This is a genomic window from Caballeronia sp. LZ029 (assembly GCF_031451275.1).
In the GTDB taxonomy this organism is placed as follows: Bacteria; Pseudomonadota; Gammaproteobacteria; order Burkholderiales; family Burkholderiaceae; genus Caballeronia; species Caballeronia jiangsuensis.
In genome coordinates, this window is the sequence record NZ_JARUXO010000001.1 from 2231870 (window position 1) to 2247118 (window position 15249).

General features: G+C 56.0%; 14 protein-coding genes. 5 read left to right on the top strand and 9 right to left on the bottom strand.

Translation table 11 applies throughout. The features are described 5' to 3' along the window. Positions 1-109: 109 nt before the first annotated feature. From QCE73_RS10600 to QCE73_RS10615, 4 genes are all read left to right on the top strand, one after another. Positions 110-1558, top strand: coding sequence for a hypothetical protein (locus QCE73_RS10600; protein ID WP_309881109.1), 1449 nt, complete (start codon positions 110-112; stop codon positions 1556-1558). 163 nt (positions 1559-1721) lie between these two features. After that, on the top strand, positions 1722-2765 hold the full coding sequence (locus QCE73_RS10605; protein ID WP_309881112.1) for an ABC-three component system protein: 1044 nt from the start codon (positions 1722-1724) through the stop codon (positions 2763-2765). Continuing rightward, positions 2755-3219, top strand: a complete 465-nt coding sequence (locus QCE73_RS10610) for an ABC-three component system middle component 2 (RefSeq protein WP_309881113.1) — start codon at positions 2755-2757, stop codon at positions 3217-3219. The genes QCE73_RS10605 and QCE73_RS10610 overlap by 11 nt, the downstream gene beginning before the upstream one ends. Positions 3220-3221: 2 nt before the next feature. Continuing rightward, positions 3222-5078, top strand: a complete 1857-nt coding sequence (locus QCE73_RS10615; protein WP_309881114.1) for a hypothetical protein — start codon at positions 3222-3224, stop codon at positions 5076-5078. An 854-nt stretch (positions 5079-5932) separates the two neighbouring features. Here QCE73_RS10615 and QCE73_RS39395 read toward each other — a convergent pair. After that, the gene (locus QCE73_RS39395) at positions 5933-6088 is read right to left on the bottom strand and encodes a fumarylacetoacetate hydrolase family protein (protein ID WP_404989768.1); all 156 of its coding nucleotides are present in this window, start codon (positions 6086-6088) and stop codon (positions 5933-5935) included. Between the two features lie 410 nt (positions 6089-6498). Between QCE73_RS39395 and QCE73_RS10620 the strand changes: the two genes are divergently transcribed. Next, positions 6499-9696, top strand: a complete 3198-nt coding sequence (locus QCE73_RS10620; RefSeq protein WP_309881116.1) for a metallophosphoesterase — start codon at positions 6499-6501, stop codon at positions 9694-9696. A 104-nt stretch (positions 9697-9800) separates the two neighbouring features. On the opposite strand, the gene QCE73_RS10625 is transcribed toward QCE73_RS10620, so the two are convergent. The 8 genes from QCE73_RS10625 to QCE73_RS10660 all read right to left on the bottom strand — a co-directional run bounded on the left by QCE73_RS10625 (position 9801) and on the right by QCE73_RS10660 (position 15183). Further along, complete coding sequence (locus tag QCE73_RS10625; RefSeq protein WP_309881118.1) at positions 9801-10445, bottom strand: hypothetical protein; 645 nt, start codon at positions 10443-10445, stop codon at positions 9801-9803. Positions 10446-10469: 24 nt separating this feature from the next. Beyond that, a complete protein-coding gene (locus tag QCE73_RS10630) occupies positions 10470-10937 on the bottom strand; it encodes a DUF6088 family protein (RefSeq protein WP_309881120.1) in 468 nt (155 codons plus the stop codon). Between the two features lie 403 nt (positions 10938-11340). Then, positions 11341-12690, bottom strand: a complete 1350-nt coding sequence (locus QCE73_RS10635) for a HipA domain-containing protein (protein ID WP_309881121.1) — start codon at positions 12688-12690, stop codon at positions 11341-11343. Continuing rightward, positions 12687-13244, bottom strand: a complete 558-nt coding sequence (locus tag QCE73_RS10640) for an HAD domain-containing protein (RefSeq protein ID WP_309881123.1) — start codon at positions 13242-13244, stop codon at positions 12687-12689. Before QCE73_RS10640 ends, QCE73_RS10635 begins: the two co-directional genes overlap by 4 nt. After that, complete coding sequence (locus tag QCE73_RS10645) at positions 13238-13393, bottom strand: hypothetical protein (RefSeq protein ID WP_309881124.1); 156 nt, start codon at positions 13391-13393, stop codon at positions 13238-13240. The genes QCE73_RS10640 and QCE73_RS10645 overlap by 7 nt, the downstream gene beginning before the upstream one ends. 51 nt (positions 13394-13444) lie before the next feature. Further along, on the bottom strand, positions 13445-13870 hold the full coding sequence (locus QCE73_RS10650) for a hypothetical protein (protein WP_309881125.1): 426 nt from the start codon (positions 13868-13870) through the stop codon (positions 13445-13447). 69 nt (positions 13871-13939) lie between these two features. After that, positions 13940-14242, bottom strand: a complete 303-nt coding sequence (locus QCE73_RS10655; RefSeq protein ID WP_075583871.1) for a hypothetical protein — start codon at positions 14240-14242, stop codon at positions 13940-13942. Between the two features lie 65 nt (positions 14243-14307). After that, on the bottom strand, positions 14308-15183 hold the full coding sequence (locus QCE73_RS10660) for a hypothetical protein (RefSeq protein WP_309881127.1): 876 nt from the start codon (positions 15181-15183) through the stop codon (positions 14308-14310). Positions 15184-15249: the final 66 nt, after the last annotated feature.

The window sequence follows — 15249 nt, forward strand, 5'->3', positions numbered from 1 at the left end:
ACTGACGCCAGCGGCAGGTATTGCGCCGCCAGCAAGAAGTGCATCACCCTCGAGGCGCTTTCAGATAGCATTGCCAGTCCTCACTGAACCGAACTTGGTTTGCAAATTTATGGGAACGCCCCCTCGCCGCGAGCAAGACCCTTCGCAACGCCTTGAAGCGTTGATGCGACCGCATCACCTTTGGCAGCGTGTTTCGTCGCTCACCAATCACGATTCCGACGTACAGGTCTCCGAGGCCGACCCAGTCGTGCTTCGACGCGCGTTCGATGCCTTCGTCTCGCTGATTGATATCAACGACTGGCTCGCAAGACGCGACGCGGTCGAAGCGGAGTTTCAAAGACTCTCCGCGTCGTTCGCCGGCATGGTCGAGCCGCCGCTTATCCAGTTTGATGACACGATTGCGTGGTATCTGTATCTGTGCGAGTTGGCCATCGCGCGCCCCTATGAGCTGCCAACCTACTACTCTTCGCGAGCACTGCCTGTTCTAGGCGCTATCGGAAGCAAGCTGCGGTTCCGGGACCGCGTCGCGAACCTTAAAGAGAAGATTCTCGAGACCATCACTAAGCGTCGACGCGAGCCCGATGGGTTCATCTTCGAAATCCTTGTCGCGCTGTCCTATGCGGAACAAGGGTTCGCAGTGACTTTCATCCCAGAAAGCTCTGACCCGACACCCGACATGGAAGTCGAAATGCACGGCGAGTCGTTCTTCGTTGAGTGCAAACGGATGTCGTCGCGCTCTCAATATGCAATTGCGGAGGAGGCACTGTGGCGGCAACAATGGGCTCAGGCCGAAGAAGTCGTTCGACAGAATCGGGAATGGGTGTGGATTGACACCCAGATTCACGTCGAGCTCTCGACGCTGCCGCAAGACTGGTTGGCGCGACGGCTAGCGGCTATCCTTCCGCTGGGTGACCGCTATGCTGAATCAGTTGATACCGACGCTACAATACGCGCCCGTATCATTGACCGAACAGCGTTGAATGCGGACTTGGCATCGAGCTCCCTCAAGCAGGCCGGGTCGAAGTTGCGCCATCTTCTCGGCGGTGACTGGGTGCCGGAAAATGCAATGACTTCGCTTTCGGTGCGAGGAACCACGGTGTCGGCCGGGGCGCCTCCGGGATACTTTTCCACTTTCTTTAGCTCAGTCGAGTGGGCAAGTGGCGCGACTTTCAGCTGCGATGCTGACGCTTCAATTGAACGGAAGGCCCGTGATGTGAAGACACATGTGGGTCGAGCAGTGGCGCAAGTACCCGATGACGGGTTGTCCGTGCTTCACATCGCGTTCGAAACGCTGGAAGGCCCTGGGGTTGAATCGCGTCGCCTCGAGAAAGTCGTCGCGTCGATTGAAGGCATGAGGTCGATGAAAATGGTGGCAGGCATCATTCTTCATTCACTGCAACCGGTCGACAGCACGGGGCAACTGATGGTGATTGATGAGACCTCCGCTGAGTTTTGGCGGTTGCCAGAGCTTCGCGCCTATATCCCTATCATGGTGGTTCTACCTGCAGGATTTGGATTGACCGCGAGGCGAGGAAACCATTGGGACAGTCCCAGTTGACGTGTCAGGTTTCGAGCGTTCTATGATGTCATAGAGCAAATCCTGCTTCGCTTATTGGCCAGGCGATGCCGACGAGAATACGATATTGCGAGTCCATCGTGTATCTGCAGATAGCCGTCAACTTGCGAGAGGCTCTCAAAACTCGAGAGAGGCACGAGTAACAATGAAGAAGAACTCGGTCTACGTGATAGAAGCGGGTGCTCACGCGCCCGTTGCGCAGCTTCGGCTACTTGACTCCGGAGGCTGGGAGCAATTCGTTGAAGAGTGCTGCCGAACCCTTGAGGGAAAAGGGAAGCAGTACCAGAAAGTCAAGCGACTCGGAATGCCGGGTGACAAGGGACGTGATGTCGAGGCTATTGTCTCCCTCCCACGTCGAACCGATGGCTGGGACCTTTTTCAATGCAAGTTCTTCAAGGACCCGCTTGCGCCGTCGAACTTCTTCCCCGAGATGGCGAAGTTCTTCGAGCATATTGCGGCGAAATCATACCCGCAGCCCCGGACATACTTTCTCTGCGGCCCTCAAGACTGCGGGATTCGTCTGCACGACTACCTCGTGTCCGAGCCCGAAGACTTCAAGGCTGCCTTTATAGACGCCTGGCGTGCGAACAAGCAGGGGCTCAAGGGAACGCTCAAGCCTGAGGTACTGGCGGCGATTGAGGCATTCGATTTTGCGCGCTTCGAGGAAAAAACGTGTCGAGAATTGGTCGAAATGCACTCGGCCAACGAGAAGGCACACTACAAGCGTTTCGGGATAAAGCCGAAGCGACCTGCTGACCCGAAAGTCCCTAAACAACCGCTGAAGAAAGAGGAACGGTACGTACACGCGCTCCTTTCGGTGTACAGCGAGCATGCCAACCGCGCGGTCCCTCGCGACGAACTTGTCGGAGGTCCGTATGAGGAGCACTTCGCCGCAGCAAGGTCGGAATTCTTCAGTGTGGAAGGGTTGAAGCGGTTCAGTCGAGATATCTTTGCGGAAGAATTCGACCGCTTCCTCGACATCATGCATACCACGGTACGAAGCGAATACAGCTTACCTACACATGAGAACGGATTTCAACGTCTCAGAGCAACCACGACGCAAGCGCACAAACTCGTGCTTGGCGACAGCCCGCTTAATGGAAGCCTGAACTCGCCCGACTATCCAGGAGCCTGTCACCATCTCGCCAACGTCGGAAAGCTCAAATGGGTCAAAAAACGTGAAGAGTGAACCATTCAATAGTGCGTTCGAACTCGGGGTTCGAATGGCCTTCATTCTGCACGCGCTAAGGCCCCGCGTGGCGGACCTGCAGAAGCTGATACTTCTCGACTACGCGCTCATCTACTCTGGCGACTTGGGCGGCCCCGGCAGTTTGCACACGCCCATTCCGCAAAGAAACAGCGAGGTATACACGAGGCGCGACCGAATCGAAGAAGGTCTTTATCTGATGAGCCGCAAAGATGTCGTCGCTGCGAGTTTCACGGACGAGGGCATCGTGTACTGTGCGGGTGAACATTGTAGGCAATTGGTGTTTGCACTCACCTCTTCATACGCGCGACAACTCGAAACACGCTCAGCATGGGTCGCGAACAAGTTTGGCGACGTTTCCTCGGAAGAGCTCACCGAGATATTCGAACGCGAAGGTGACCGTTGGGGCGCTGAATTCTCCGACATGAACTTCTGACTATGACATTCAGAATCAATCGACTCCATATCACTGGTCCTGGTAAAACGACTGCTGTCGTCGATTTCCCTGGTGCCACTGCGCTCGTGTTCGGACCGAGTGAGACGGGGAAATCGTATATCTACCATTGCATCGCGTACTGCCTCGGGGGCGACACACCTCCTGACGAGATTCCTGAATCCAAAGGATACGACTCGGTCTACCTTGAGGTCCGGGGGGGAAGAAATGCGGAAGCCATCATTGACGAGTCGGAGCGGCAAGCGACGCTCGACCTGGATGAAGTCGATTCTGCGGTCGACCCAAGCGTGTTCACAATAGTGCGCGCATTGGCGGGCGGGGCCGAGGCAATTTACCGCGGTCCGATTGAACGCGCGGCCGCCATGCCAAAGCTCAAGTTCGACTGCAATGAGCTCATCAAGCGCTTAGTCGGAGTCAGCGGAAGCCAAGTGTTCCGGAAGGCAGGAGTCAAGGCGAACATCACCTCCAGCCCACTCCGGCATTGGTCGCTTCTAGCTCAGACAGCAATCGGAGCCAAAGACAATATCCTCGGCGACTCGAATTCACGAACCGAGCGCAGCGCAGTGTTGGCCCTAATCATGACGGGTGTGGACGACACCGCGATTCAGGCAGGCCTGAGTACCGACCAACGCAAAGCCGCTGGCGGGGGTGCCGAGGCGACCCGTCAAATGATTAAGAACTTGCAGGCGGATTTTCCGGACGGCGTTCCTCAGCAGGAGATTGAAGAGGCACTGGCAAGAGTGGACGCAACGCTCGAGGCGCTCAGCAAACAACAGAAATCGCGGTCGCAAGCAGTTGAACATGTCCGTCTGGAATTGGCACACTCAGCGAAGAAACTTAGAGCATGCGAGACGGAACTTGCGCAGAGCGCGGGACTTGTTAGCCGGTTCAAACTTCTCGGTAGCAAATATCAGAGTGACCTGGACAGGCTCGTTGCGCTGGACGAAAGCAACGCAGTCTATACGCTTCTTGAAGACGTACCATGTCCGCTCTGCGGCACGACCTTACCGTCGGATGCGAAAATTGCACTGAACTCCACGGACAATCTCTCGCTTCAGCGCCGCGCCATTTCAGCCGAGGCTGACAAGATATACCGTCAGCAGGTCGGTCTGGCGGATTCGCTCGAATTCGAGGAGTCTCGACGCGCCGAACTCGCGCGCAAGCAAAAGTCACTATCCACTCGTCTCGAAGAGCTTTCTCGTCAGGAACGCCAGTTGATTGATGCCGGAGTGGGCGAGTTTGGGCATTCAGCGACCGACCTTGCTGAGCACAAGACGCTCCTATTTACTCAGCTGCGAGCATTCAAGGAAATCGCCCGACTCACAGCGGAAACAGCACGACTCGACTCAATCAGCACCGGAAAGAATGCTCGCATCGAGCGGCACCTGACGCAAGATGGCAACCAGATATCCAAGCGCGTACTAGATTTGCTCAAAACGTGGGGACTTGAGGTTGCGAGCGTAACCTTCGACGCGTCGGCATTCGACATCAGAGTTGATGGTCGTAAGCGTACGTCGTTTGGACACGGCGTGCGGGCGTTGCTTCTGACCGCATTCTACGTCGCCTTGCTTGAGCACGCAGAGACTTTGCACAGACCGCATCCGGGGTTTGTTGTCATCGATTCTCCGCTTAAGAATTACGCCGACAAGGAACCTCTTGATTCGAACGTCCCACTTTCCACCGTGAGAGCGCGCTTTTATGAATGGTTGTCCTCGTGGACCGGCCCTGGCCAGCTTATCGTCTTGGAGAATGAACGGCCGCCGGCGCCGGCGGCCGATGCTATGCGCCCGATTCAATTTACCAAGATTGAAGGCGTTGGACGCCGTGGACTCTTCCCGTGATGCTACTGGCACCGACGCGTGGTCTTAGTGAACAGACTTTCGTGCAAGGAGCGCGTTGCGCACGGACTGAACTTGGTCGATGCGTCGCAATAGCGGCCTTCGTAGGATTTTTCCACGCTGGGTCTACGTATCGTATTGCGCGCTCGTGGACGACCATTACGAGGTGGAAAGAAGAACGCATCTGCTGCTTGCGATGTATCACGAAGCGAAGGAGTTTTTCCGTTGCGACGTACAGCTTGCAATCCATGCAGTCCAGCAAGCGGCCCGCAATCTACAGCAGCCTGAGCTTCGAGCGAACAGCGCCCAAATCCATGGACAACGAGGCCGCCAGAAATTTCGCTCTCCTCGAATAGGACTCTGACGACGAGTTTGCCAACTGGGCGCGGTCGCTTTCGCGCCCCGGCGCACCCTTCGTATCGAGCGCGGTTCTTTTCGAGCAATGGACACGGGTGCATTCCGCGCATACAGCCGAGCCGTCCACGATTAAGTCCATGGTGCACTTGCTAAGCCGTCTAGGTTTCGCGCGCGCACGTCAAGGCGGGACCGGGTTGCGCGGTTTTCGGGGCCTGCATTTTTCCCAAGCTGACTAAGGCTGGCGACGGACCCGCTCATCTTTTCGAGGCACGAAGAGCAGGCATTCAATTTAATGAATAACCACGAGGGCGCGACACCGTAATACCATGCGGCACCCGCCGCCCATGCAGCCACGGCGTGGGTGCCACGAGGCTTACCGAGTTTGACATTCCGAGCGAAGCATATTGAACTGCCTTCGCTGGGCGCGAAAGTTAGACAACAACTATCGTCCACGCACCCGTTCGAAGCATCTCCGTAGCTGCCCGCTGGACGTGTTGCTATCACAGATTGCCAATCTCGAACTCGATTCTCGCGACACCTCCTACGCCGGCTTGGACCACGTCCCCCGATTGAAGCGCTCCGACACCGGCTGGAATGCCACTGAAGATGAGGTCCCCAAGCGAAAGCTCGACACCTTGAGACGCGAACGCGATGATGTCAGAAACTGGTCACATCATCTCCGCTAAGTCGCGTCGTAGCTCCTCAGCGCCTTTAAAGTTGAGCCAGCGGAGCCCTTTTCAACATGGCCGGTAGCGCTGACATGCATGAGTGGACTGCAAGGGGCCGACGAATCGAAGCCTTTCGCCCGATGCCAAGGCCTGCTCATCTGCTTTGTCGTGTCTTGAAGGTCGCGACAAGACTGTTGCATTACCGAGTTGATGCCCACCGCCCGCTGTGTCTTGCCCGATAACCCCCGCCCTGCGAGGTGCGGCATTGGTAGGGCACAACTTGAGAACCCAGCTTCCGCCCAAATCCTCACCGGCCGACACAACACGTTTCGGCCATATTCAAAGCTGGCACGCTTTGCAGTACACTCCTGCGACCACAAGCTCGGTCAAAAAATAACGTGAAAATCGCCGTTCTGCATCTCAGTGATATCCACATTCAAGTTGGAAAATCCCAGATTCTTGACAGATGGGAGAAAATCTGTTCAACGGCGAACAACTTATTGCCCGACGTTCGGGCCGTGTTTGTGGTCGTAACCGGTGACATCGCATATGGCGGTTCAGAAGCTGAATACAGACTCGCCGAAGGATTTTTCAATAGTCTCCTAGACTGCATCAGAAACCGGGTCGCAAGCGGGACCATCGTGTACATGGTTACGGTTCCAGGAAATCACGATGGCTTGTTCAAGCAGAAAAGCGCTGCTAGAAAGGCCATTATCGAAAGCGTCATAGCGGGTGGCGATATCGACGAGTCGGTTATCGAAGCGTGCGTGGAACCGCAGAAGCACTATTTTGAGTTCTGCGAGCGTTTCTCTTCTGAATATGTGACCTACCACGACAGCCTGTGGACCCAGCACGAAGTAGAAATTGACGAGTACATCATCTCGTTCAGTGCCATCAATGCCAGTTGGCTGTCGCAAGTCCCGGAAACTCCCGGGAAGCTTGAATTCCCGGTCAAACGCTATTTCGGACAAGCCAAAGGCCATGCGTCAGTGCGAATTGCGCTGATGCATCATCCTTTGAATTGGTACGCTCAGAACACCTACCATCCACTGCGCGAGCTTTGCCGAAGTCAATATCAGGTTGTCATGTCGGGCCACGAACACGCCGCTAGTGCGTCGACCGTCAGCGACATGCAGTTCGGGGAAAGCTTGAATCTCGAAGCAGCTGCATTGGACCCGCATGAAGCAGACGGCGTCAGTTCCTTCTCGGTTGTGAAACTCGACCTGGAGAAGCAACTATTTGCTAAAGTTGACTTTGCTTGGGACGGTCAGAGGTACATGCCTACGGACGGCGACGGCATCTGGGACTCGTTCGTGCCGTTGCCGCCAAAGCGAAATGACGGGTTCGCGCTTTCTGATGAGACGAAAGCAAAACTAGAGGACGTCGGTGCAACCTTTACCCACCCGAGTAAGGAGCGCATCGCGCTCTCAGACATATTCGTCTATCCCGACCTACATGAACTCTCCGCTGTCGAGCTTGATGTTCCCAAGACGGTAAGTGCCGAAATTCTTGCGAAGCAAATCAACAAGATTGAAAAGGCTCTCGTTCGTGGAGGTGACCAGTTTGGAAAGACCGCGCTGCTGCATAGCCTATATAACGCTTACTTCAATGCTGGTTACGTGCCGTTGTTGGTCACTGGCCGAGATTTGCTGAGTGAGACCGCCGAAAGGCTTGAGCGCATGTTACACGGCGCGATTGAGGCACAGTATGGAGCCGGTACAGCGATACGCTATGCTCAACTCGAGCGGACCTCGAAGGTGCTGCTAGTTGACGACCTGGACCGTACCAGCCATAAGCCAGAAGCACTGGCGAAAGCTCTTGACTATGTCGACCGTCATTTTCAACACGCCGTGGTCTCGGTCAGCGAGCGATTCGACATCGCGGAGATTTCCTCCGCACGTGCCGCGGAGGTAGGCTCTCGATTCTCTCAGTATCGGCTCCTAGGCTTCGGCTATAAACTTCGGTCGGCACTCATCCGAAGATGGCTTGCGCTGGGTGATATGTACTCCCCGGCAGACCTGCAGGCTCGCGTACACGATGCAGAGTCGATTATTGACGCCGTTATCGGCAAGGGGCTCGTTCCGACTACCGCATTTAATGTGCTCGTCTTGCTGCAGTCGCTTGAAGTAAGTGCGAAAGGCTCACTCGCGAATTCAGGCATGGCCGAGTACTATGAGTTTTTGATACGTCGAAGCTTGCTCGAAGCGAAGCTTCGTGGCGAAGAGTTGGACGAGGTTTTCAGCTATCTCGCAAACCTCGCGTGGTTGTTCCACTCGAAAGGGGTAAAGAATCTCGACGAGATAGACCTCGAAAAGTTCAATACGGACTTCTCGGACAGAATTCATCGTACCGACCTTGCAGCACGCCTTGAGCTTCTGACACGTTGCCGCGTCCTCGCCAGGGTCGGAAGCAGCTACTCTTTCCGATACGAGTACATTCGCTACTTTTTCGCGGCAAAGTTTATTGCCGACAATATCGAGGAAACACCAGCTCTCCGCGAGATGGTTTTGAATGCATGCAAGCACCTCTATTTGCGGGACAACGCAAACATCGTTCTATTCCTAACCCATCACAGCGCGAGCAAATGGATTATTCGGGAAGTTGCGGGCGTTCTTGCCAAGTTAGTCGCGGACGTGACTCCATTTGACCTCCAACGCGACACCCTTGTACTGAACAAATGGGTCACGCAGCGAGCCAAGGTGATTGTGGATGCATCTAACGTTGAAGCCAATCGTACGGCGCAGCGTGAGCGGGAAGATGAGGCATCTCGGTTGCCGGAACAGGAGCCCGAGGAGGAAGTCGACTCCATTGAGGAACTCGACCAGGTCGCGCAGTTGAACCTCCTGTTCAAGACCAGCGAAATCCTGGGGCAGATTCTCAAGAATCGATATGGTTCGCTTGATAAGTCTTTCAAGCGCGACCTAGTGCGGGAACTTTTCGCCGGTCCGCTTAGAGGCATCAACAAATTCCTCAGCCTTGTGAACCAGGCTCCGGAGGCTTTGATGGAGGACGTGAGTGCGAAGCTTCGCGACCGATTGCCAAAACTCACTAAGGAAGATGCAGACAAGCACGCGCAGCGCCTGATTTTCTACTCGCTGGGACTGTTTGCTGAAGGCCTACTTGCTCGCCAAGGCGAAGTCGTAGGGTCACCGAAGTTGAAAGAAACTATCGAACAGGTCGCGCGGGAAGCCGGGGAAGAAACCTTCAATCTCGTGAGCGTTGCGGCCCAACTCAGCTATCCAGGGCATGTGCCCATGGCAGCAATCGAACAACTTGCGAAGTCCGTCAAAACGAACGTGTTCGGGCACAAACTGTTACAGGGAATCGTGGCTCGCCACATGTACATGTTCGCGCTGCCAATCGATGAGCGCCAACGACTTGCACAAGCTGTCGGGGTCGACCTCCGAACCCAACTTGCGAATGAGGTCAGAACTGATGTTAAAAAGCTTCCCGCTCAGGGGCGGCAACCTTCAAATGCTCGCAACCTTCTGGGACGACTGCATAAGTCTTTCCTACTGAGAAACGAGCAGACTATCGAAGGCGTCCTCGACAAGCTCGGCGACGGAAAGCAGGACTCCGCGGCTGGAACTGCTTGAACAGCGGAAACTTGGTTCAAAAACGTCGTGTCGATGTCGCTGGTGCTCGTCAGGCATCGACCGACGAGTCATTGGAATGCTTGCGCGCATTGACACAGCGGCGCTCAATTCTTAGCAAAGAGTTCGGCGGCCTTCAGCACGCTCTTCACCTCGTTCACCCTGAGAAGTCTCAGTGGCGTAGACCCCCCGAGCGACTCACTCGGGGTCGTGAAAAAGTCCCACTTGCTCCACCCATCAGTGTCCCTCAAGCGACGCACGACGCTCGCAAGCGTTTTACGGTCGACCATGTTCGAAAGGAAAAAGGCGGGATAATACGGCTTTGACCTCAGCTTGACTTGGAAGACTCGACCAGAGGCGACGTCTTTGTCCAGTGCCTTTTTGGTGATGCGTGACGCTCGGATGAAATCGTCTTCCCGCAAAATCGCACCTTCCGAGAGAAGCTGATATCGCTTAGACCTTGCGGCTGCGCCTTTGGTCGCCCCCTTTAGCCCCATCGGTCGATGCCCCGAGCTACTCTTGACCCGCTTGCGTAACTTCTCTTCCTCCGCACGCATCGCGGGAAGGTCTATGCCGAACACCGTCACAACGGCGGCAATCTCCCATAGACGCTCTTTGAGGCGGCGTCCGACCTCTTCGTCCGTGAGCTCGAGCAGCTGGCTAACGCCCTCTGGGTCCACCACGAAGGCCGCAACGACTGCCGAGCGAAGGGCATGGTGCACTCTGGCGCATTCCAGCGCGGCATCGTTCACGTTTCTCGCAGCTCGTGGCATTTGTCACTCCAGTTCTGGACACAGGCGTCTTTTGGCGGCCCGGTTAGACGCGCGCTCGTATATCACCCGCTTGCTTCCAACTTCGATGCGCCGGCTTATGCGGCGCTTTCCAGTGCTGACGATTGGCTGCATTGGAATTTGCGTTGACTGTCCAGTGTTGTATTCCCGAGCGAGCTTCCCGGGACCGACGACAATCCCAAGCCGCCTGAAGGCTTCCGCTGCAATCGACTCAAACGGAGCGGCGGGCGCCAAACGGCCGGTGAACCGATTCACGCGAGTCTTAGCGTAGAGGCCGTGCCCGACGCGGACAAGCACGCTCGCGGAGACAAGTTTCGCCAGTGCACGGCTAACCTGCGACGTAGTTCCGAACCTTGAGAAGTCGGACCGGAGAATCACGACGCCGTGACGCTGCCGGATGGAGCGCAGTATCCGTTGTTCAACGCTCAGCTTTCGCACGGGCTTCCCGTTCATGGAATTCGGAGTCCGCTTCGAGTTGCGTCGCGGGTTCCTTTTGGCAGCACGCTCGTCCCGCCGGGAATAGCGACTATTTGACCGCGGACGTCACAAGCCGACACAAGCGCATTGCACGCCACGTGCGTCTCGTGCTCAACGTCCGGAATCTCGAAGGTCGTTGGAACCCTAATTTCGGATTGCGGACAAACACCTCTCGATTTGTGACTGACCCGGTAGGAGCCGTCCGCACTGCACATTTTGTCCATTTCGAGCAGGGCTTCCGTAAATAGGGTTCCGAGTCGGGGCACGAGTACTCGAGCTCATGCGGCCACGACCGACAAACATTCGGCAGTCTTGCCGCACGATTGCTACGACTATCGTCTTCGTCGCTCCCGTCAAGCTTCGAAGAGCCATATGACGCTCATGGGAGCCTTCGGCGGAGCTCGGGGCTTGCTATGTCATCAATGCTGCGGAATGCAGGCGCTACTTTCTCGATGTCACTTGCGTGCACGCCAGAGTCCTCGAAGTGCTGTCGCCAATGTTGGACAACGTGCCACGCTTCCGAGATGTATCGGCACGCGAGTTCTTCCGAAAGCCAAAACTTTTGATGCCACGAAAAAGCATTGTCGAGCGTTGCCGCTCTCCCATGTTCTCCGACTTGAAGATGCAAGAACCGCTCAAACGCAAAGCTCGGCCGCGGAACTACGTCAAAGCATGGGCTCAGTTGCCAAGTTTGGAACGCGTCGTTGTAGATGTAGCCGGTGTTTCGCAAATGTCCGTCGTCGTTGCTGACAAAGATGTCAATCAACATGCGCTTGTAAATCTGCGCGGCATCATCTGCGCCGATAACTGTGCGACTACGGTTGAGCCCAGCAGCCGCGACGTCAGCGTATGAAGCGTGACGCGAGTCAAACTCATTGCACCCCGTCATCGAAAGAGCGCTTACGTAGAACGCACGATGCTCGACTGTTCTATGTCCCGGCCCAGCTAAGTATCGCTCTTGGACCGACCCATGCGATTTCGAGCTGCCCGGAGGCGCCCAAAAGCGGTCGAATCTCTGCGAGAGGAAGACGTTGCGGTCACGAACAGCGACCGTTTTGACCGCAGGCACATGTACGCCGGTCTTTGACGCCAACTTCAGAGTTGCGCATTCGACACTCGCAACGTCGAACGAGTCGTTTTTCGTGGGAAACTTCGCCACCCACATCAGACCCTGCTCGTCGCGCACTGAGGCTTTTGGCCTGGCTCCGCCGAGGCCTGCTCCCTGAGTGAAAATTGCTTGCAGCGCGTGTGGCACCGCAAGGTTGTCGTCAATGCAGGCCGCCGCTTCGCCAAGTTCTTCTAGGTCGAACGATTCATCGATTTGCGGCGAAAGTTTCGTAGACGACTCCAGCCGAAAGTCAAGAGCTCCGACGCGATGCGGTCCTGCGTTCAGCAGGTACTGCACCTCAGGGAGGCCATTCAATTGGGCGCAGAGCCTGCTCTCAATGACGCGACGACCAAAAGCATCGGGGCTCGCGTCGCGAAAGGCCCCAAAGAGCGGCAAAGCGTTCTTCGGCAGTCGCAAGCCGCTGCGCACGCGGTGCTCGGCTCTGAGCGAAAGGCTCACAGGGTCCAACTCGACTCGACTCTCGAGCGCGAGATATCCCTCGTCGTACTCGAACGTCGACGACACCTGGCCGTCGGCCTTCTCGCTGATGGCAAGCCGACCGCACTGGGTCCACTTGCCATCGAGATGAGCGAACACGAGAAGATGCTCTGCGCCAGTCATGCCGTCGTCCCAAACGTAGCTTTGAGCTTAGATTCGAGCACAACGCGTACGGCTGGCTCACCGATGCCGAACGTCTCGTCTGTCTTCACAAGATGGTCACGGCACCACTCAGGCCACCCCTCCGCGTCGTCGTCGATTGCAAGCCATCGTGCTGGCCGCCGGCGCAGCACGTCCGACCAGATTTGCATACCTCGGGACGAAGTCAGGAAAGCGTCGCGGTCCATTTCGCTATGGTAGGTCGCGCCAATCACACGGTCACAAAGACCGGTCGGCAGATTCGATGACAGGCGAGAAATTCGTCCTCGGTACCTGCTGACCCAGGTCGTGCTGAGAACGATTTTTATTTTTGGATAAGGCGCTAACAACTGGTCGAGCAACGGCGCTTGCTCGAAGAGCTCATGGCCCGGGCAGTTCAGTAAGAAGGGCCCGACGCCGTGCTTTGTGTAGACCTCGCCAGGGTGAAGACATCCATCAAAATCGACGTACAAAACGTCGCCGCCTCGAATCCTTGGCGGCGGGACGGTGTAGCTCGGGTCGGGAAGTCCTGTCAGCATTTCGTTCCTGAGTCGCCTGCCTCGTCCACGCCTTCCTGCTCAAGTTGCTCAAGGAAATCGAAGGCGTCTTGATACTTTCCGGTGGCAATCTCCCTTCCACCCATCTCGAGAATCTTCAGGAGCGCCCACGTCTCTTCATTTGTTGGCATAGTTTGGTTCTCAAAAAGCAGTAACGGCTGCTCGGAATACGTTGATGGCAGTTAGCCCTTTTGAGCACGCAGCGCCTTGCGCAACATCTCAAAAACGTCGTCTTCGGGGAACACGGATGCAACTTCAAGTGCACGTTCCTCGCCCTCTGAGATGAATAGCCGGGCGCTCAATGCGTCACGTCGTGTTATCACGGCAATGCGCATCGCGACCTTCGCTGTGTGCCCTTGTGTCACAAACGCGGTGAAGCATCCCTCGGCCGAATTCGGAACGCCGTAGTACTTCCCGCCAATCTCGAGCAGTTGCTCCAACTGTTCGCGCAGCGTGAAGGGCGGCCCATCCTCCCGTAGAACGTTCCCCTCCAGTCTGCAGAGTTTTGAATTCTCCCTACCCGGCGTGAGATGCTCCCCGTCATATACTTCAATGATAAGGAACGACCCACCGGCTTCCTCATGTACATCCGATTTGTCTTTAACCACGGTGATTTTTGTGCCCTGGTCATTCTACGAATCAGCTCGGTGTCTTCAAGCGCCTCTGATGCTTGTGAATCAGAGACTGAGCCCCTCGTTAAACCGCATGGATTCTGACGAGATGATGACGACCTCTTCCTCATAAGCTTCGTCCCGCGCGGGGTTGAATGGAAGCTCAATCCTGCTTCGATTCGCAGGCCGTAGGTAACTTGCAACTTCACCGCCATATTGGAGAAGATACTCTCGAATCCAAGGTTCGCGCGGTTTGTGCACCTGCCCGATTTCAATCGGGTATGAGAGGTTTTGCGCGACGCTGATGGCTAGAACGACCGCGTCTGGTGGTGCGCTTTTAAGATGAACAAGCAGTTCAGCAACTTTCACAGGACTCTCTCCAGCGTTTTTTAATCCGCTTTGTTCTACGGACTGGCCTCAAGGACTTGGCCTTGTTACTTCGAAAGCGCGCGAAACACTTGCTCCGCAGCATCTGAAACAGTCGTTCCTTCGAGCGGCACCACAAGGGTCATTGTCTCGACGTCCTTTTGCACTCTTCGCTCGATAGATACGTGTATGCGCCCTTCGTCGAGCCGGCAACGGGCGACTGCCTCAAGTTCTTTGCCGCTGTGGCCCAACGTCACGCGCTCAATGACCGCAACGAAGGCACTCGGTGCAATCGGAGCCTCGTGAGGCTTCCGGTGACCGGGCGAAGTAAGTGCATTCAACGCACGCTTCCAGATTGACGCCCTCGGGTCTACTTCCACGACGGTAATGTAAATCGGCGCGGCATCAAGCGGAACTGAGACTTGCTCACCAGCAAAGAAGGACACACTGGTGCGCGAGTACTCACTTGCCCATCCACTCGCAAATCTCCGGAGTTCTTTGTAGTCGACGTCATCCGCTAGAAGTTCAAGCGGAGCCCGCCCTCCAAGCGCGCCACTCCTTGCCGTCAGAAAGTCGAGCCGAGATTCGGGCGGCGCCGACGCAATTATTTTTGCGATTCGATATAGACGCTGAAGGTTGAGTCGCTTGTCGGAAAATAGACTCGGAAAGACATCTTCGCCGTCGAGGTCGAACGCAAAAATGCTTTCGGCTGAGATGAGCGTTGAGAGACCTTTGTTCGTCACTTGGAGTCGCACTCGGAGTTGCTCCCGCGTCAGCAAATCACCGGTCGCGAGCTGCTGACGCCGCGCCCTCGTGACTCGTTCTCGCATCGCAAGCACGTCCTCGTGGTTGATTGTGCCGTACCCTGAATCCCTCTTCGACTGCCTATCGTTTGAAACCAAATCGAACACCTCTTCGTCAAGCGGGGTTGAGCACAGGAGCATTACGTTCTCGTGCCACCAGTTCTCAGTCCAGTCCGAGAATCCCCGTCGCGCCGCTCGCATCGAAGG

What these genes read in the sequence shown, in the direction of transcription:
- QCE73_RS10605 (WP_309881112.1), top strand. Translation starts at nt 1,722, where the DNA reads ATGAAGAAGAACTCGGTCTACGTGATAGAAGCGGGTGCTCACGCGCCC.
- QCE73_RS10630 (WP_309881120.1), bottom strand. Translation starts at nt 10,937, where the DNA reads ATGAACGGGAAGCCCGTGCGAAAGCTGAGCGTTGAACAACGGATACTG.
- QCE73_RS10645 (WP_309881124.1), bottom strand. Translation starts at nt 13,393, where the DNA reads ATGCCAACAAATGAAGAGACGTGGGCGCTCCTGAAGATTCTCGAGATG.
- QCE73_RS10660 (WP_309881127.1), bottom strand. Translation starts at nt 15,183, where the DNA reads ATGCTCCTGTGCTCAACCCCGCTTGACGAAGAGGTGTTCGATTTGGTT.
- QCE73_RS10635 (WP_309881121.1), bottom strand. Translation starts at nt 12,690, where the DNA reads ATGACTGGCGCAGAGCATCTTCTCGTGTTCGCTCATCTCGATGGCAAG.
- QCE73_RS10640 (WP_309881123.1), bottom strand. Translation starts at nt 13,244, where the DNA reads ATGCTGACAGGACTTCCCGACCCGAGCTACACCGTCCCGCCGCCAAGG.
- QCE73_RS10615 (WP_309881114.1), top strand. Translation starts at nt 3,222, where the DNA reads ATGACATTCAGAATCAATCGACTCCATATCACTGGTCCTGGTAAAACG.
- QCE73_RS10600 (WP_309881109.1), top strand. Translation starts at nt 110, where the DNA reads ATGGGAACGCCCCCTCGCCGCGAGCAAGACCCTTCGCAACGCCTTGAA.